This window comes from Sneathiella sp. (assembly GCF_047631475.1).
Classification (GTDB): Bacteria; Pseudomonadota; Alphaproteobacteria; order Sneathiellales; family Sneathiellaceae; genus Sneathiella.
In genome coordinates this window covers 146098-164451 of the sequence record NZ_JBLHZT010000002.1, presented here as the reverse complement: position 1 = coordinate 164451, position 18354 = coordinate 146098, and the positions used below count along the sequence as shown (strand labels likewise).

Below are 18354 nucleotides of genomic sequence, written 5' to 3'. Positions count from 1 at the left end.
GTCCGCTGCGTGGCTTTTAGCAAAAAAACATGATGTGACGCTGTTGGAAAAAGACGATCGCTTGGGGGGTCATAGCAACACTGTCTCTGCCGATGGACATAATATCGACACTGGTTTCATCGTATATAATACGAAAAACTACCCCAACCTTGTTAATTTTTTCAAAGAATTGCAGATCGATACAGATCCCACAGAAATGTCGTTCAGTGTATCGATGGGGGATGGGGCGCTGGAATATTCTGGAACATCAATCGGTGGTTTGTTTGCCCAGAAATCCAATCTTTTAAGTCCGTCATTCTGGAAAATGCTGATGGAGATCAGGCGGTTTTACAAGGAAGCTCCAGAAATTTTTACGGCCGAACAGACACAGTTCATAACGCTTGGAGATTTTCTGGAAAAAGGCGGGTACAGCCGGGAATTGATCGATAACCATCTGCTGCCTATGGGGGCTGCGATCTGGTCAACGCCAGCCAGTGATATGATGAATTATCCGGCAGAAACCTTCATCAGATTTTGTCAAAATCATGGGCTTCTTCAACTGAAAGACCGACCGGAGTGGCGTACCGTCCAGCAGGGCAGCCAACAATATGTGAATAAAGTCGCGAAGATATTGGGCGATAAAATCAAACTCAACACGGCGGTTGAAATCATCCATCCCGAACGGTCCGGTGTGATGGTCCAATCGCGAAACGGATCGGTTCAACGATTTGATGACGTGGTGATTGCGACCCATGCAGATCAGGCGCTTTCAATGATCAGCGAGCCCAGCCAGATGCAGCAAAAAATTCTTGGCTCTTTCAGATATGAAAAGAACCTGGCCGTCTTGCACAGTGATGAACGGTTTATGCCTAAACGTCAAAATGCCTGGGCCAGTTGGAATTATCTGACCCATTCTACCGATGGTCAGGAAAAACAGCAGCTGTCCATGACATACTGGATGAACAAGCTCCAAAATATTTCAGCGCAGAAAAATTATCTGGTGACCCTCAATCCAGCGATCCAGATCGAAGAAGGCACTGTGATCCGCAGTTTTCCTTATGAGCATCCTTTATTTGATACGGCAGCGATCGCGGCACAGCACAGGCTGTGGAACCTTCAGGGACAAAATCGTCTTTGGTTTTGCGGCAGCTATTTTGGGTACGGGTTTCATGAAGATGGGATACAATCTGGCCTTGCAGTTGCAGAAGCGTTGGGCGGCCTGCGGCGGCCCTGGGCACATGATATACAGCAGTCCAGGATTTGTCTGCCCAGTGATTGGATGGGCATAGAACTGACATGTGTGGCATAACTGAATGTTGAAAAGCGCACTTTATCAAGGGATCGTGACCCATCGGCGGTTAAAGCCGGTTGGGCATCTTTTGCAGTACCGCCTTTTTTATCTTCTGATTGATTTGGATGAATTTGATCTGTTGGATAAAAGCCTGTCTTTTTTATCGGTCGGCAAGAAGAATATTTGCAGCCTGTATCAATCCGATTTTGGTGAACATAATCCGGCTGATCTTAAAGCCTACATTCTGGGTAAGTTGCAGGCAGAGGGAATTGAGACACCAATTTCCCGGATCAGCCTGCTTTGTGTTCCCAGATTGTTTGGCTATGCCTTTAATCCTATATCGGTCTATTACTGTTATGGGGAAGAGAATACCGTTGCGGCTGTCGTTTATGAGGTCCGCAATACTTTTGGTGAACAGCATACCTATGTTTTTTCAGTCACCGACAGTTGCCCCCAGAAAATTTTGAAGCATTATTGCGCAAAGAAATTCTACGTTTCGCCTTTTATGCCGATGGATTGCCAATACAATTTTGCTTTGCTTCCCCCGTCAGATGAGATTGCGGTTTCCATTCGGCAATTTCATGAGGGCAGCCCGATTATGAACGCGTCCTTTCACGGTACGCGTTCTGAACTGACCAGCCGAACACTTGGTCAGGCTTTGCTCAAATTCCCCTTTAACAGCCTAAAAGTCATTACCGGCATCCATTGGGAGGCGTTAAAACTTTGGCTTAAGGGACTAAAAGTTGTCGACCGCTTCGATACGCCAACAAAAGAGATGCAGGAGAAATAAATGTCCGACGTTACCCACAAGCCGAAGATTTCTGTATCAGAGTACCAACCGGTTTCTTTTTCCGCATCCAAATTCAATGATCCCTGGTTGAGCGCTTTTTTACATGTATTGCAGCGCATCCAGTATGGCCATGTCACCCTTTCCTTGCCCTCGGGCGCGCTTTTTGAGTTTGGTCAGCCCGTGGCAGGCGTAAAGGGCGCACAAATGGACCTGCATGATATCGGCGCGGTGAAACGGTTTCTCAAGCATAGTGATATTGGCCTTGGAGAGAGCTATATGGACGGGCAATGGTCCTCACCGGATCTGGATGCCCTGATGCAGGTCGCCTTGTTGAATGAACAATATCTGCAAGAAAGCATCCTTGGCGGACTTCTGACTAAAATACAGCATTTGTTTGCCCTGTTTAAAACCCGCAATACCAGAAGTGGTAGTCGGCGCAACATCGCGCACCATTATGACCTTGGGAATGATTTCTACCGGTTATGGCTCGATCGGACGATGACCTATTCGTCGGCCCTTTTTGACCAAGCCGATCAATCGCTGGCGCAGGCGCAAACAAGAAAATATCAGGAAATTGCCCGCATTGCCGGGGTTGAGCAAGGGTCGAAAATCCTGGAAGTTGGCTGCGGCTGGGGCGGTTTCGCTGAGTTTGCCGCTCTGGAATATCAAGGGCTTATTGATGGTCTGACCCTGTCAGAAGAGCAGCTTGCATTTGCTAAAGATCGTTTGTCGTCGCAGGGACTGGAAGATCAAGCGCGTTTTCACCTGCGTGATTATCGGGATCATCATGGCCGTTATGATGCGATCGTATCGATCGAAATGTTTGAAGCGGTGGGCCGGGAAAACTGGGACTCGTATTTTCAGTGTTTAAAACAGAACCTGAAGGCGGGCAAGAAAGCCGCCATACAGGTGATCACGATCGATGAAAGCCGGTATGATACCTATCTTGGATCGCAGGATTTTATTCAAAAATACATCTTTCCGGGAGGCTTGCTGCCGTCCAAAACGGCCTTTATGAAGTCGGCCCGAAAAAATGGTTTTAATGTCCGGATCTGCCAGGAATTCGGGACCGACTATGCGGATACTTTATCCCAGTGGGAAAAAGACTTTCAGAAGAACTGGCAGAAAATCAGTACGCTTGGGTATGACACACGGTTTAAACGCATGTGGGAATTTTACCTGAAATACTGCGAAGCTGGTTTCCGCCAGAAATCGCTGGATGTGGTTATCTTTGAGTTATCCTGACCCAAAACCCAACCTGCCGGTCTTTTTATATGCCATGCCGGGCGTGGTTATGGCGATGCCGCTTATTCCGGTCATTGTCATAATCCCAGCCTATTACGCGGATAATCTCAGCTTGGGTCTCGCGCAGACCGGGCTTGTCCTTCTGATGGCTAGAATACTGGATTTTTTTACAGATCCTGTGGTTGGCTGGGCAACCGAGAATTCGCAGCGACGATACGCCAATGCCCGTAAAATACAGATCGGTATTGGTGCCGGCATTACCGGGTTTGCCCTGTTTCAGCTTTTCACACCGTCCGTCGGTGTTGGCAGTTTTTATCTGTTCTTCTGGTATAGCCTGATGCTGTTTGGCTGGACAGTTATTCAAGTGCCCTATCTTGCCTGGGTTGTTGATTTGACCGGCCAGTATGAAAAGCGCGTCAGTTATAACGCGGCGCGGGAATTTTCAGGTATTGTCGGCATCCTGATCCTGGGTGCGTATCTTGCTTTTGCAGCGGAACAACCGGTTTCCGGGCAATTACGCGGCAGTGCAGAATTGATCCTGTTTTTAGGGCTGGCCGCCTTTCCATTCCTGTTTTTCTTAAGATCATCGCGGAAAAAGATATCCACAAAATTACGGCTATCAGCGTTGAAGACGCTTCGAAAAAATCGCCTTTTCCTGCGCTTGATGCTCGCCTGGTTTTTGAACAGTATGTCCATCGGTGTTGCAACGGCCTGTTTCCCGCTTTTTGTTAAATACGGGTTGGGACTGGAAGAAAGCACCGGTACCTATCTTCTGTTTTTATATTTTTCCGCGGCCATTCTGGGGATGCCGATCTGGTATTATTTATGTCGGATATATGGCAAACACAGCGTCTGGGGTTATGCGATGATTATCGCCTGCCTCGCCTTCTTGGTGGTGCCGTTTTTATCGACAGGATCCGTTGTTTTATTCGGTCTTGTCTGTCTGGTGACTGGCATAACCGTGGGGGCCGATCTTGTTATTCCGCCGTCTATTCAGGCGGATGTGGCGGACTGGGATACCTATTCGACCGGCGAGGATCGCGCGTCCCTGCTTTTCTCGCTTTGGAGTATGGTCAGCAAACTCGCGCTGGGGGTTGGTGCCGGATCGGCCTATATCATTCTTGGTCAACCAGAGACATCTGCGGACACTGCAGAGGTCTCAACCGCGTTAGATTTACTTCTTCTTTCAGTGATCTATGCCGTGGTCCCCATCGTATTAAAGGTAAGTTCAGTCGCCATCATGTGGCGCTTTCCATTAGATGCGAGAAAACACAATGTTATCAGAAATCGACTGGAACGGCGCGCGGGCTGATCACACCCAGTCTAAGGAGAATTCCGATGCGCGCCCTTTTTTTGTTTCCCCTACTGTTGATTTTGACGGGTTGTAATACAATGAAGCCTGAACAGTTTAAAAACGCCACGCCGGCCCTCGATCTGTTCGAGTATTTTGACGGCAAAACCACAGCGTGGGGGATTTTCGAAGATCGTTTTGGAAATTTGCGGCGCCAGTTCAAGGTGGATATTGACGGTACCGTCAATGGGGACACATTGGTTCTGGATGAGGCCTTTGTGTATGCGGATGGCGAAAAATCCCGTCGGGTCTGGACGATTATAGCCAAGGACGCTCATCGATTTGAAGGATCGGCTGATGACGTCATCGGTAAGGCTGTTGGGATATCATACGGGAACAGCCTGAACTGGACCTACGAGATGGATCTGAAAGTGGAAGATAGTGTCTGGCGGGTAAAGTTTGATGACTGGCTGTTTCGTCAACCTGATGACGTGATTATTAACCGGGCGACAGTGACGCGTTGGGGGTTTGAAATCGGCACCGTCACCCTGTTTTTTACGAGAGACGCAACGGCCGCTTTATCCACCGAATAAGCGTGCCCAATACAGGGATCTTCTCAAAAAAATATAAAGAAGAATCCCAGTAATCCACATGTGTGTGGATCAGTCCGTTTTCGTTGAATAAAAGCTCGGAAACACCCCTGATATGAACGGCTCCCAGTTTTTTGGAAGTCGCGTCAAATTCCCACTTAAGAACGGCAGACTGTTTTTCATCATCCCAAAATACGGTATTGACGGAAAATTTGGGCTTCTCCAGATGATCAAACATGGTGGAAAATAATTCGATGACCTTTGAGCGGGACTGTAGCCTGTTAAATGGGTCCTCAAAGTATAAATTCTCAGTTGTCAGTTGATCCAGATCTGAAACGGTTTCCGGCGACAGATTTTCAAAAAACGAAATATATTGTTTGCAGGTTTCTTCTGAAGGTGTCGCTTTCATGAGCCAGTGACTTTCCGGATGAGAGGCATTGAGATCCAGTAAGGTAACAAGCGGATCAATTTTAGCATATAGGCAAATCTCAGCGGAAAGGTGATCTCGAACCGGTTCGTTTCAATGCCCTGTCGGATCCGCCTGGCGGCATCGTCCACCTCCAGCAGGAACGGCATGGGATGTTTGTTCTGGTCTGTCAGCGGTGTTTTAACGAACCCGGGATTGATGATTTGAAGATCAACCCCTGTCTTGGCAAGATCAACGGCCAGTCCTTCACATAAATTGATCAGCGCGGCCTTGCTGGGACCATAGGCATGGGAGAGGGGCAAGCCGTTAAACCCGGCAACTGATCCCATCACAACAATTTTTCCAGCATCCGCCTTCAACAGGGGCGGCAGAATTTGTTCAAGAACCCGAATGACTCCAAAATAATTTACGGTCATCGTATCAATCCCATTTTGGGCAACAAATTTATCGCTGGTCATGGGGCGATAGGTCCCGGCATTAATAATGACCTGTTCCGGCGGTTGTTCTGACGAAAACAGGGCGGTGACACATTTCTGGATAGTGTCCGGATCTGTTACGTCCATGGGACAGGTCGTCAGCAGGTCAGGAAATTCGGATGCAACTTTATCTAACTGCTCTTTCCGGCGGGCACTGATAATAACAGGGGTGCCTTCAGCGGCATATTGACGGGCCAGCTCTGCCCCGATCCCACTGCTTGCACCAATGATCCAAATTGGTTTTTTAGAGCTCATATCAATTATCTTCCGTGTTGCAGTTTAAACAGAAATATTCAACGTTGGATCCGTCTTTTGCGGTGAAGGCCAGCTTGACCCACCGGCCTTTGCGGTCATACCAGACCGTTGCGTCCAGATCGCCGACATATTGGTATCGGCGGGCCTCTATCAAGCCTTGCTGAACAGCAATGGTTTCGATCCCTTCTGGCTGGATTGTAACCCGGTTCAAATTGCCTGAAATGGTGTTCAGGACTGTGTCCTGGAACAACACGTTCTTATTCCAGTGATTTGTCGGGTAAATACTATAGTCAGGTTTTTCCGACACCTGTTGGCCATTGACCCAAAAACCGGCCTCTTTACGGGCGGCGGAATTCGTGATGCGTTCGCCGCCATCTACAATATCAACGCTCAAGGCTGTCAACTTACCGCGTTCCCATTTCTCCACGCTTGCATAAATATACTTATAAATAGGCAATCCCAGCAGTGTCAGTTTTAACTCAAAATTCGAGATGACTTCCAGCTGGTCGTCGGTCTTGTTGAAGATCACATTGTGACGGCCCACGTGGTCCCCATCCCGCAAGACAGAAAATTCAATGCGCTTGCCGTACATTTCCAGTGGATCAACCGGGCTCAAACTCAGCGCTGTTGTGGCGCTGTTTGTAAAGCCCATGGTAGATAAAAAAGCAACTCCTGCCAGCAAACTTCTACGCGGTGAAAACATTGTTCTTTCTCCCTTTGGGTGGCGAAAACGTGAGGGCATCAACAAGTATTTACGCGTCTGAACCGATATTGGATCAGTTTTTTCTCAAGAAAGAAAAAAATGCCTGAGTTTTTGATTTTATTGATTTTTTTTTGATCCAATTCGGAAGGCGCTGCGTAAACAAGGGGGAAAATGATCTGCTGAGACCTGGATCTTTTAGAAATGTCGGATCGCCGACCCTTAGGAGAGAGAACATGAAATTCTACAAGCTTTTTACTTCAAAGATTGCAGCTATCACCCTCGCGCTCGGCTTGGCCGCTTTTGGTACAAACAGCCTCGCGGGCTCTCAGGCAGACATTGTCGACACTGCCGTCAGCACAGGAAAATTTAATACCCTTGTCGCCGCAGTTAAGGCCGCTGACTTGGTCGGTACCTTGAAAAGTGAGGGGCCCTTTACCGTCTTTGCCCCAACGGACGCGGCTTTTGATGCCCTGCCCGACGGAACAGTGGAAATGCTTCTGAAGCCGGAAAATAAAGCCAAGCTGGTGCAGATCCTGACCTACCACGTAATGGCCGGAAAAGTACTGTCGACGGATATTGCGGGTAAAGAAATGATGGCCGCAACAGTTGAAGGCAGCAAATTAAGTGTCAATGCAACCGGCAATGCCGTGATGATTAACAATGCGAAAGTGGTTGGCGCTGATGTAATGACATCGAACGGTGTTATTCACGTGATCGACACAGTTCTTCTTCCGAAAGAATAAAGTTTTCAGACCCCAGGCAGGACGGATAGCCGGCCTGCAACCCCGTGCCCGCTGACATTCATCCCCTCGTTGTCAGTGGGCACACTTTTTTGCAAGACAGCGTTTTAACCGATGTGTTTTAAGGCGCAGGACATAAAAAAACAGCAGCCTATTGGGTCTGCTGTTTTTTTATGTGCGATATGTTGTCTTAGAAGTGAACCGTTAGCCTGATATCCCCGCTTACAGCGTAAGAGGTTTCGTCATTTTCGATCCGGGCGCTATCGTTCAATGCTTCGGGCATATGAATATAAGGCATACCATAGGTGGCACTTGCCTTCATTCCGACGGACAGATCAACTGCGCCAAACGATTTTTCAACACGGACACCGAGTTCTCCTTCATAAACGCCGCTTGTTTCATCATCCTGAAGCGAAAGAGTGCTGAAGTTGCTAATATTCTGATCTTTATCTTGTATTGCGGATAGATCAGTATTGGCGACATAGCTTTTTATGTTGGACATGACACTAAAGCGGTAGCCTGAAAAACTTGGGGACTTTATTTCACCTCCAAAGCTCAGGCCGTATAGATCAGCATCAAGAGAGGCATCCAGAACATTTCGGTTAGCGGAGGAAAAAGCAGCGTTCAAGTCATATTTCTGGGAATAGTCCGTAAAAAGAACGCCGATTGAGGGAGCAAAGGACCAGGTGTTTTCTTCATGGCTTCCCTTAATAGAGGCGGAAAATTGTGCGACATCGATTTGATTATCACTCGCCCAGGTCCCGTTCACCCATTGGAGGCCGCGGGAACCATCCAGATTAAGATTTGAGTTCGCATTGGCACCGCCGTCAAAATGAGACGATGTGCTGTCGCCGGTCATGTATTTGCCAGAAAAATGGACACTCGGCCGATCGCCAAAAAATGAGTTGCTTAGAAAAGTATCTTCCGGGAGTGTATAGCCAATATCCACTCCTACACCCGCCAAGGTCATGGTTTCGTTGGTTTTCGCCCGGCTACCGGCAACGTCATCTAGCATGAAAATAGTTTCGGGTTGCCACGCTCGCTGAATATCAGTCTGAACAGAAACTTCAAATCTACTGGCATTGTTGGTTTCCCCTGCGACAGCAGAGGTTGAAATCATGAGGCAGGCGATAAAGCATGACTTGGCTACGGTTTTCATTATTCTTATAGATCCTATAATTCATCGGCATCACAACAAAATATTAGATTGTTCTAAACATATGATTTTGTTATGTTTTTCACGTTTGAAATTTTCTAGCATATGAAAAATCAAGAAGCTATTAAAATCAGAACAGGTATTACCGGAACAACTCTCTGAGGAATATGAGGCAGTTTTTTTTCGTCGGGGAGGCGCAAGTCGCATCAGGGTTGAGGCAGACCGATTAAAGGTTTGTTTTTAACGCTAGGTGAGTGAAACCCGTATTTTACGGGATCTCCATTACCGGCATTGGCAGGCGCTCATGTGGCAGGTTTCTGGAGTGATATATATTCACCCTGCGTCACGAATTTTCTCAAGATATTCATCGACAATAAACTTCAGTGTATCGGCCTGTTGAAACAGGGCGCCTTTGAACGCTTACGCGTTCGATCAGGTATCAAAATAGGTCAGAGGTGTTCCGGCTTCGGCCGGAAATTCATTGAAAAAGTGGGAGCGGACATTAGCTAGACAATTAAAGACAAGGGAGTTCCTGTCAGTTTTACACCTTGGGAAAGGGAACTCTGAAGGATGGAACTTTAAATTCAAAGTAGGGAAGCTTTCAGATTATGTCATTTCAACGGCCCCCGATTACGCACAACCCGGATAACCAAGAGCGGCGCGCCGGGTTTGAATTTGAATTTGCGGATGTGGATATTCAAACCTGTTCGGAGATTATCGCTGAATTGTTTGGGGGAAAGATCAAGTACAAGAACGCGCTGGAAGCTGAGGTAACCGATACCCCAATGGGAAATTTCAAAGTTGAGCTGGATGCCCAGATGCTGAAAAGTCTGGCCGCTAAACTTGAGATGAAACATCCCGTTGAGGAAGACAGTCTTTTGGATATGAACCAGATCCGCGCAGCGTTGAGTGCCCGGATGGGGCAGGCTGCGGGGTTGATGGTTCCCTATGAAATTGTGACGCCGCCTATGCCCTTTGACCAGCTTCCAAAGTTGGAAGCTTTGCGTCAGAAACTTCAGGAAAAGGACGCCAAGGGTACCCGGTCAGCATTTGTCAATGCGTTCGGAACGCACATAAACCCTGAAGTCGCGTCTGAAAAGGTTTCGTATATTCGCGATATTCTTCGTGCCTTTCTAATTCTTTATCCGTGGCTGAAGAAAGTTATGCGGATTGATCTGCCGCGCCGGATGTTGACCTATATTGACCCCTTTCCCGAGGCGTATGTCAAACTGGTGCTACAGGACGACTATGACCCATCACTGGATCAGTTCATCGAAGACTATCTTGCCCATAACCCGACCCGAAACCGTGCCCTTGATTTGCTGCCTCTCTTTGCGCATTTGAAGCCATCGATGTTAGATGGGCTGGACGAAGGGCAGCGCAAGTTGGTGAAAGCCCGACCCACATTCCACTATCGCCTTCCCAATTGTGAAATTGATGATCCGGACTGGCGCATTGCGCGCGACTGGAATTACTGGATTGAAGTGGAAAAACTGGCAAATGATCCGGAAAAGCTACGATCAATGGCGGCGGATTACCTAAAATTTCAAGAAACCGGTCTTCCAATTTTCAGTGCGGACTGGTCAACAGAAGTTGCAGAAAAGTTAGGATATGACGCATAAAAAAAAGAGAGTCTTAATTGGGGTGACCGGCCCGGTAAAAGGCGGTCGCGTGCCATGGTGGTGCGTAAAATTGGGGGTCTGGCTCGTCGGGGGACGGGCCCATCGCATAACCCCTGAAAAACAGAATCACTCGCTTGATCAATATGAAGGGTTCATCATCACCGGCGGTAGTGATGTGCATCCCGAATTATATGGCGATGTCCCGATGGAGGCGTCTGCCTCCTACGACCGGGCGCGGGATAAAATGGAACAGCAGGTAATCGGGTATGCGATCAAACATCAAAGCCCGATCCTGTGCATTTGCCGGGGTATGCAGTTGTTGAATGTTACCCTGGGCGGCACCTTGTTTCAGGAAGCCAAAGACGTCCTGGAAGGCTTCTTGCCCAATGACAGCCTGATCAGTAAAACGATCGGTCGACGGGATGTGACAATTAAAAAAGATGCTCACCTTTTTGACCTGCTGGGTCGGTATGAACATTACCGGGTGAATAGTATTCACCATCAGGCGGTTAATAAGCTGGGGGCTGGGCTCAGGGTGGTCGCGCTGGAAAAGAATAAGGTCGTTCAGGCGATCGAGCAGACCGACAGGAAAAAGCATCCTTTTATGATCGGTGTCCAATGGCACCCGGAGCTGATGCTCTACACAAATTCTGCGCGGAACCTGTTTCGCTCTCTCGTTCAGGCGGCGCGGACCTGAAGCGGCGTGCAGCTCAATCTTTTACCGTGACCGTTACTCTGTGTCAGTTTTTAGGGGCGGGGATTTGGGGGAGTCGCCAGTTTAGATAGATAAAAGGTACTAGTTTTGATACCCAAGCGCGGTTTATTCACCTTTGGTTCGAAACTGTTCTAAAACCAATATGGTCTGAGCCCAAGCCTGTATCCTGAGCTTGACGTGCGGCTGGGCGGTATCGCATACAGAAGCTCGGCGCACAAAGATACGATCCACCCTTGACAACCCGCACAGGAAAGCCTGCATTTTTTTCATCAAAACTATCTTCTTTAGTCGGACCTTTTGGGTTTAATGTATCATTCGGGTTGTGTCTGTCTGCATACCAATTTGATGTCCATTCCCACACATTGCCGATTAGATCATAGGCGCCATATTCGTTTGGATCGTAACAACCGACTGGGGCTATTCCTGCGTAGCCGTCTTCTTTTGTATCCTGCAAGGGAAAGATACCTTGCCAGGTGTTAGCCATATGTTTTCTTTCTGGCGCAAGTTCTTCACCGCCCCAAGCGTAATGCTCACCTTCTTTTTGGCTTCGAGCCACGAACTCAAACTGTGCTTCGGTTGGTAACTCCCGACCAGCCCAATCGGCATAGGCCTGTGCGTCCTCGAAAGCGATATGGACAACTGGCAAGTTATCTTTACCGTCAATATTGCTTTTGGGGCCAGACGGGTGACGCCAATTTGCACCCGGCATATAAGTCCACCACTGTGTAATGTTCTGCATACCGCCAACGTCAAATGGTGGTGTAAAAACGACAGAGCCCGGCTTTAACATTTCAGGCGGAGCACCCGGTATGTCTTCCGGGTTAGGCTTACGCTCGGCTACTGTGACATAGCCAGTTTCATCAATGAATTTCTTGAACTGTGCGTTTGTGACTTCATTGGTATCAATCCAGAAACTATCGATGGTCACTTTGTGTTCCGGGGCTTCCTCTCGATAGGTTTCATTATCGCCCATCGTGAATGTTCCCCCCTCAATCCACACCTGATCACCGGTTTTACTTTTGCATTTGGTTTCTGAAGAAGAGGTGTTTACCTCCGCTAGTAAGTCCAGTGAAATTGTACCCAACATCGCTAGAGAAAAGATACTCACTAAAGCGATTGTTATTGCGAAGCTTCTTGTTTTGTTAAACATGAGGGCTAGATCCAGAGCGCATTTACGCCAAAGCAGCGAAGAGACATATTAGTCTCTGACGTTGCTTTGACATAATTTTTAACGGGTTAGTGGTTGGTGCTTTTCTTCAACTGTTCCATAACTTGGTTGATATTCCAAGTACCAGACTTCTGGCTTGGCGGATATTCAGCCATAGTCTGAATGAACTCTCCCAGAAGGCCAGCAACCGGCGGGAATATGAACCCGGTTCGATCAAGCCACCAATCATTATAGGTGTTTGAATTGTGCTGAGCCCTTTCAAAAGGATCTCGACGTAAGTTGAACAACAATGGCGCACGCAATTCAACGAACGGCTCACGCCAAAGAGCCATTGTTTGCCCCCGATTTGCCAAGAATACCAACTTCCAATCTAGATAGCGTGCAGCAACAAAGCGTCCCTCATCGTCTGCATACCAAAATTCCTTGCGTGGGGATTCTTCAACTTTACCCGAAAAATAGTCCAGCATGTTGTAGCCATCGATGTGGTTACGATATTGGCGACCGATCAGTTCGGTTCCCTTCAATAACTCATTCTTGATGTTGTCGTTACCGGCAGCCGCGGCCAAAGTAGGAAGCCAATCTTCATGAGAGACAATCCCATTTAGAGTTTTGCCCGCAGGGAGCTTTCCAGGCCAGCGAACAAATGCAGGAACCCTATAGGCACCCTCCCAGTTTGAGTTCTTCTCGCCACGGAACGGCATCGTACCTGCGTCGGGCCAGGTGTTATAGTGCGGGCCATTATCTGTTGAAAACATGACGATGGTGTCATCGGCGAGGCCAAGCTCATCAATCAGATCCAAAAGCTGCCCTACATGCATATCGTGCTCGACCATACCGTCGCTATATTCATCTTGTCCAGAAATGCCTCGTAACTCGGGCTTAACATGGGTGCGGAAATGCATGCGGGTGCCATTCCACCAGACAAAAAACGGTTTATCTGCTTTTGCTTGTCGCTTAATGAAACCCTTAGCTTTTTCTAGGGTTTCATCATCGACTGTTTCCATACGTTTTTTTGTGAGAGGGCCGGTATCTTCAATTTTTTGCTTACCTACGCGGCCAAAACGCGGATCAACAGATGGGTCATCTTGATCTGTTGCCCAAGCATGAATCACTCCACGAGGACCATGTGTTTCAAGAAATGTCTTCCCGTTTTTCAAAATCATATCACGAGGGTAGTCCTCGTTTTCCGGTTCTTCTTCTGCATTGAGATGATACAGGTTGCCGTAAAATTCATCAAACCCATGCATTGTAGGCAAGTGTTCGTTTCGGTCGCCTTGGTGGTTCTTACCAAACTGACCGGTCGCATATCCTTGCCTTTTCAGGACCGCAGCAATTGTTGCGTCTGTTTTCTGCCACCCTTGTTTTGCGCCAGGCAGTCCAACTTTTGTCATGCCTGAGCGAACCGGCACTGAGCCGCTCAAGAAAGCAGCCCGACCCGCTGTACAGCTTTGCTGTCCATAGTAGTCGGTGAAGGAAATGCCCTCATTGGCGATACGATCAATATTTGGCGTTTTATAGCCCATCATGCCGTGATTGTTGTGGCTAATATTCCAATACCCAATGTCATCTCCCCAGATAACAAGGATATTTGGTTTTTTGTTGGTAGCATTAGCTTGACTTGAGGCCAATATGGCAAATGCTGCCAATAGAGAAAGAAGTCTGAACATTATGAAAACCTGTTAGTTATAAACATATGTTTAGTTTGTATTCACATTTAAAACTTGAAACTAAGGCCTACCAGCGGCCCATGTAATGTCGTATGCCATTTGAAACGGCTGGTGCCAGATCCTTCGCTGTAATTTTGCCGAAGCGCGCGGTAACCAATACCTGCCTCGGTTTGTTGGCCAAGGAAGGGCACATCAAATACCAACAGCCCAATAGCCTGCCAGGTAGAGTCAGAGCCCACTCCGAAACCACCAAAATCTCCCCGTAGCCGGAGCTGGATTTTATCCGTTAAGTCTGTTCTGGTACGGAATCCAACAAATGGATCAAACCAATCCTTCGACAACTCGGCCGCCGGACCCGGGATTAGGTCAATACTGCTCTCGATAGAGGTATATCGAAGTCCGCCAAGGGCTTCTGCGACTGTCGGTTGATCGACACCCCAACGGGCAATTTCATGGGCAACGCCAAGCTCCAAGATGCCAAGCGTAGATTCTACTGAAGTCCGAATGGGACCGCTACTGCCATCGAATTCAAGGTTGACGTAGTTCCCCTCAAAAAAGAAAGCTGTTTTGCCATTTCGCAGCTCCATATGCCCCAAAATTGCCAACCAGCTATCGGCATCCTTCATCAGATCAAGAAGGCTGACATCAACGTTTGAATTGAGGCTCCTTACTCCGACGTCACCTTCCAGTGTCGTGGCCCATGCATATGGAGAGATTTCGAACTGCCATTTGTCCGATGCCATAGCTTTATCAAGACTGCCCAGAAAAAAGAAAACAGTGATTGATAGAGCCGACAATTGAATGTTGCGCATCAGGTTAATCTCTAAAAAAATTATCTCGCAGGCAATATATAATTAATTTATGATTTATAGATGTAAAACAAGTTGGTAACGTTTCTTTAAATGAATAAAATTGAAAGCAGGCACCTTAATTATTCCAGTGGCATATGTGCGAACCCGAAACCAAAGCAACAATTACAATACAATGATGTTAAACGGTCTTGGCTGAAATCAGTTAAAAGATACGCTCGTTGATTAGGAAATGTTTCCTGGTAATGCCAATAATCATGGTCCGTATGACTTACCCTAATTATTTGTTTTTGTAAGTTTGATCGCCGCGGTTGAGAAGTCCAAATTACTTTCCTTTAAACAATGAGTTTTTACTAAAGTAAAATGCTGCTACTGCTTTTTATTTTGAAGTGGGTGGACAGAGTGTAACTTAAGGTTGTTATGGAAAACGGTTGTTTGGTATCGATCTTATTTACATACTTGTATGAGTTTCAGCGCATTTGGGTTCAGGTTTTTGGGATTTGGGCTGTCATTAATATCGTTTGAAAAGGTACGGCATTTTTACTGGAAGGGAGTGTATATCGCAGACGGAGTTTCTATATTTACCCCAAATTTTGTCTTTTTCGTAAATCACGTTTTTCATTTTCCGATACAAGATATGACGCAAAAGAGATCACGAATAGCGTTGTTGTTTCTAAAAAGTTTTTATCTGTTTTTAAGCAAGGTCTTGGCTTTGACCCATTATTTTACTGAGGCCAGGTCTCAGGGATCTTTTAGCAGCATCCACTTCCTTTCGGAACAAGCTGAAAACATCCGGTATCTGATCAGCCAGTTTTCTTTTTATAGCATTGTCATTTTCACATCTATGGGGTACAGCGATATTACCCCGGTTAGCCGAATAGCAAAGTCGTGGATCTCAATCGAGGCATTGTTTGGGCAATTTTATTTTGCGATCGTGATTGCTCGACCAATCAGCATGAACAAGAATGCGGGAAAGGTATGAAAATGAAATTTATCCATTTTTTCAATCTATTAGTCGGATTTTTGCTGATTGGCATTTTAAGCGCACCTGTGTCTGCACAGCAAGCTTCTACGGGGAGCGTGCCTTTGAGCAAAGAGCTTCAAGTCTTAGTTGATAAGGCAAAAGAGCGTGGTGTAGAGGTCGTAATTTTAACAGCTAATCCAGAACAACGAATGTCTGGTGAACCACAAATAGCTAATAAATTCGTCATTGCTGATATTCGAGGTAGGTTAAAGTCGAGCTTAACACATATCCCAGATATTCCACATGAACTGGTATCAGTACTAGAAAAATCTAATAGTACTGGAAAAATCACCGGCTTTTTCTGGATCTTGGCTGTGACGTTCGCGGCTATGTTTATCGCCTTGTTTATTGGAAAGGGAAGTTCAGATTGGGCATCAAATAAGTTTAATCTGCTGTTTGGTGCTGCCAGTAAAGGGCGAAGTGAAAGCCTGCTATTCCTAATCAGCTTATTTACTGGGAAAGCTGTGGGTATTGTGGTGTTCGGGGTTTTTTCGCTCTTAGTAACGTTGGTTATCCTGGAGGATAATGACAATAGCCAGCTCACGTCTTTTGTTGTGATTGCAGTAGTATCCGCTTCTTGGTTGGCGTGCGAATTCTGGAAAATTTGGCTGGCACCCAAAATGCCTGAATACAGGATTTTTGAGCTCGATGATGATGACGCGACGTCCATGTATCGCTGGATTTGCACAGTGTCGATATTGGTTATCGGATTGACTGGCCTGAATATGTGGTTTTCTCAATTGGGATTTGAAGAGAACACACTTCGGATACTACAAGTGCTTTGTGTTCTGGGTGTCTTACTACTTAATCTCTTCGTTGTTTGGCGTTGTCATAGGCCCATTAGTCAGCTCATACTTACCAACGCTGAACTTTCGAGTTGGCCGAAGTTTATTCGATTTTTTGCGAGCATTTGGTCTTTGGTCTTAGGCTTATATTTTTCTTTTGCCTGCATTGTGACTGTGTACCGCATAATAATTCAGGACCCGGAAGCAACAGGGCTAAGTGCGGCGATGTATCTGGCGTTTATGGTCGCATTTTCAATTTACGGTGTTGGGACTGTCGTAATTGACCATTTTCTTGCCAATACTGACGATAGCACAGTGCTCCGTAAAAATATGGAAAGTGAAATAAGTCAGGAGGATGGTGAGCCATTAAATGAAGCAGTTAACGATGACGAAGAAAATAGCCAAAAATTTGAGGATCTTAGTTATGCCGGTTTAGCGCGACAGTCTTTGTTGCTGCTTATCCTAGGCAGTACGGCGGCGTTTATTTTCGTACAATGGGGCGTGGATCTTTTTGATGAAAATAGCGTCATCGTAAGCCTTTGGGATGTGGGGCTGGTCTCATTTCTCGGGTTTATCGCTTATAATGTTGTAAAAATCGCTATTAATCGGAAAATTATTGAAGAAGGTGGTGACGTGCAAGTGGCAATGGGTGAAGAGGGGGGAAAAGGTTCGGTCTCTCGTCTTGCCACAATATTACCTCTGTTTCGATATGCTATCTTGGCAACGGTTCTTGTGATCACAATTATGATGATCTTACTAGAACTTGGTTTGGACATCGCTCCTCTATTTGCCGGAGCAGGTGTGGTTGGCCTTGCCGTTGGTTTTGGCGCACAAACACTTGTCCGAGATGTTTTTTCTGGCGCTTTTTTTCTGGTTGATGATGCTTTTCGCACAGGAGAATATATTGAAGCCGGGGGGGTTAAGGGAACAGTAGAAAAAATATCTATTCGATCAATGCAGCTTCGACATCATATGGGTCCGTTGAATACGGTGCCATTTGGCGAGATTCAAACTCTTACCAATTTTTCGCGTGATTGGGTGATGATGAAGCTTCAGCTGCGCTTGACATATGATACCGACGTAGAGAAAGTCCGAAAACTCATTAAGAAGTTGGGTCAGGAATTGCTGGAACATCCGGAGGTCGGAAACGATTTCTTGCAACCCTTGAAGTCCCAAGGCGTATACGCCATGGAGGATTCAGCAATGATCATCCGGGTAAAGTATATGACGAAACCGGGTGATCAGTTTATGACAAGAAAGCTGGTGTATTCAAAAATTAGAGAGCTTTTCGAAAAAGAGGGTATTAAATTTGCCCACAGAGAAGTCACTGTAAGATTGGCTGAAGAAGAACACAGTAAAGACCTCACGCTCGAAGAGAAAGAAGCCGTTGCGGGGGCTGTTTTACCGGCTATAGAAGAAGACGTAAACGCTTCTCAGACAGATTCACCGAAATGACACGATTAAGTCTCCTTATTGTTTTTGGTTCCATTAAGGAGGTTTTTTTTAAGGTCTATATTGTTGAAAAAAGAGTAGTGCTGGTTTCAAGATAAAATAATTCCGCATTCGAAATAAAAGAGTCTGTGTAATTTTTCTCCAAAATTTAAATGAAATTCAATGAAGT

Annotated in this window: 17 protein-coding genes; 10 read left to right on the top strand and 7 right to left on the bottom strand. The window is 46.6% G+C overall.

Translation table 11 applies throughout. From position 1 onward, the window contains the following. From ACJAYR_RS01605 to ACJAYR_RS01585, 5 genes are all read left to right on the top strand, one after another. Window positions 1-1288, top strand: a 1288-nt coding sequence (locus ACJAYR_RS01605; protein WP_415234981.1) for an NAD(P)/FAD-dependent oxidoreductase, incomplete at its 5' end; no start/stop codon positions are given. A 4-nt stretch (window positions 1289-1292) separates the two neighbouring features. Further along, complete coding sequence (locus tag ACJAYR_RS01600) at window positions 1293-2060, top strand: DUF1365 domain-containing protein (RefSeq protein WP_415234980.1); 768 nt, start codon at window positions 1293-1295, stop codon at window positions 2058-2060. Further along, window positions 2061-3305: a class I SAM-dependent methyltransferase gene (locus ACJAYR_RS01595; RefSeq protein WP_415234979.1), complete on the top strand. Its 1245-nt coding sequence runs from the start codon at window positions 2061-2063 to the stop codon at window positions 3303-3305. It abuts the gene before it with no gap. Next, window positions 3292-4617, top strand: coding sequence for an MFS transporter (locus tag ACJAYR_RS01590; protein ID WP_415234978.1), 1326 nt, complete (start codon window positions 3292-3294; stop codon window positions 4615-4617). The genes ACJAYR_RS01595 and ACJAYR_RS01590 overlap by 14 nt, the downstream gene beginning before the upstream one ends. A 26-nt stretch (window positions 4618-4643) precedes the next feature. Continuing rightward, on the top strand, window positions 4644-5189 hold the full coding sequence (locus tag ACJAYR_RS01585) for a DUF3833 domain-containing protein (RefSeq protein WP_415234977.1): 546 nt from the start codon (window positions 4644-4646) through the stop codon (window positions 5187-5189). Here the strand turns inward: ACJAYR_RS01585 and ACJAYR_RS01580 are convergent. From ACJAYR_RS01580 to ACJAYR_RS01570, 3 genes are read right to left on the bottom strand one after another with little or no spacing between them, the layout of a single operon-like run. After that, window positions 5152-5595, bottom strand: a complete 444-nt coding sequence (locus ACJAYR_RS01580; protein WP_415234976.1) for a nuclear transport factor 2 family protein — start codon at window positions 5593-5595, stop codon at window positions 5152-5154. The two genes, ACJAYR_RS01585 and ACJAYR_RS01580, sit on opposite strands and share 38 nt — an antisense overlap. Continuing rightward, on the bottom strand, window positions 5592-6344 hold the full coding sequence (locus ACJAYR_RS01575) for an SDR family NAD(P)-dependent oxidoreductase (RefSeq protein WP_415234975.1): 753 nt from the start codon (window positions 6342-6344) through the stop codon (window positions 5592-5594). Before ACJAYR_RS01575 ends, ACJAYR_RS01580 begins: the two co-directional genes overlap by 4 nt. Window position 6345: 1 nt before the next feature. Continuing rightward, entirely contained in the window at window positions 6346-7047 is a 702-nt protein-coding gene (locus ACJAYR_RS01570; RefSeq protein ID WP_415234974.1) for a DUF6134 family protein, read from the bottom strand. Window positions 7048-7280: 233 nt separating this feature from the next. Between ACJAYR_RS01570 and ACJAYR_RS01565 the strand changes: the two genes are divergently transcribed. Further along, window positions 7281-7790, top strand: a complete 510-nt coding sequence (locus ACJAYR_RS01565) for a fasciclin domain-containing protein (protein ID WP_415234973.1) — start codon at window positions 7281-7283, stop codon at window positions 7788-7790. A gap of 187 nt (window positions 7791-7977) precedes the next feature. On the opposite strand, the gene ACJAYR_RS01560 is transcribed toward ACJAYR_RS01565, so the two are convergent. Continuing rightward, the gene (locus ACJAYR_RS01560) at window positions 7978-8946 is read right to left on the bottom strand and encodes a hypothetical protein (protein WP_415234972.1); all 969 of its coding nucleotides are present in this window, start codon (window positions 8944-8946) and stop codon (window positions 7978-7980) included. 605 nt (window positions 8947-9551) lie between these two features. Between ACJAYR_RS01560 and ACJAYR_RS01555 the strand changes: the two genes are divergently transcribed. Next, window positions 9552-10565, top strand: a complete 1014-nt coding sequence (locus ACJAYR_RS01555) for an amidoligase family protein (RefSeq protein WP_415234971.1) — start codon at window positions 9552-9554, stop codon at window positions 10563-10565. Continuing rightward, on the top strand, window positions 10555-11262 hold the full coding sequence (locus ACJAYR_RS01550) for a gamma-glutamyl-gamma-aminobutyrate hydrolase family protein (protein WP_415234970.1): 708 nt from the start codon (window positions 10555-10557) through the stop codon (window positions 11260-11262). The genes ACJAYR_RS01555 and ACJAYR_RS01550 overlap by 11 nt, the downstream gene beginning before the upstream one ends. 127 nt (window positions 11263-11389) lie before the next feature. Here ACJAYR_RS01550 and ACJAYR_RS01545 read toward each other — a convergent pair whose 3' ends face one another. The 3 genes from ACJAYR_RS01545 to ACJAYR_RS01535 all read right to left on the bottom strand — a co-directional run bounded on the left by ACJAYR_RS01545 (window position 11390) and on the right by ACJAYR_RS01535 (window position 14927). Further along, window positions 11390-12367, bottom strand: a complete 978-nt coding sequence (locus tag ACJAYR_RS01545) for a formylglycine-generating enzyme family protein (RefSeq protein WP_415234985.1) — start codon at window positions 12365-12367, stop codon at window positions 11390-11392. A gap of 149 nt (window positions 12368-12516) precedes the next feature. After that, window positions 12517-14115 (bottom strand): arylsulfatase, encoded by a 1599-nt coding sequence (locus ACJAYR_RS01540; protein ID WP_415234969.1) that lies wholly within the window; start codon window positions 14113-14115, stop codon window positions 12517-12519. Between the two features lie 47 nt (window positions 14116-14162). Further along, window positions 14163-14927, bottom strand: coding sequence for a hypothetical protein (locus ACJAYR_RS01535; protein WP_415234968.1), 765 nt, complete (start codon window positions 14925-14927; stop codon window positions 14163-14165). Window positions 14928-15387: 460 nt separating this feature from the next. Here ACJAYR_RS01535 and ACJAYR_RS01530 point away from each other — a divergent pair, with 460 nt between their 5' ends. After that, on the top strand, window positions 15388-15906 hold the full coding sequence (locus ACJAYR_RS01530) for an ion channel (protein ID WP_415234984.1): 519 nt from the start codon (window positions 15388-15390) through the stop codon (window positions 15904-15906). Further along, window positions 15813-18188, top strand: a complete 2376-nt coding sequence (locus tag ACJAYR_RS01525; protein ID WP_415234967.1) for a mechanosensitive ion channel domain-containing protein — start codon at window positions 15813-15815, stop codon at window positions 18186-18188. The genes ACJAYR_RS01530 and ACJAYR_RS01525 overlap by 94 nt, the downstream gene beginning before the upstream one ends. Window positions 18189-18354 lie beyond the last annotated feature (166 nt).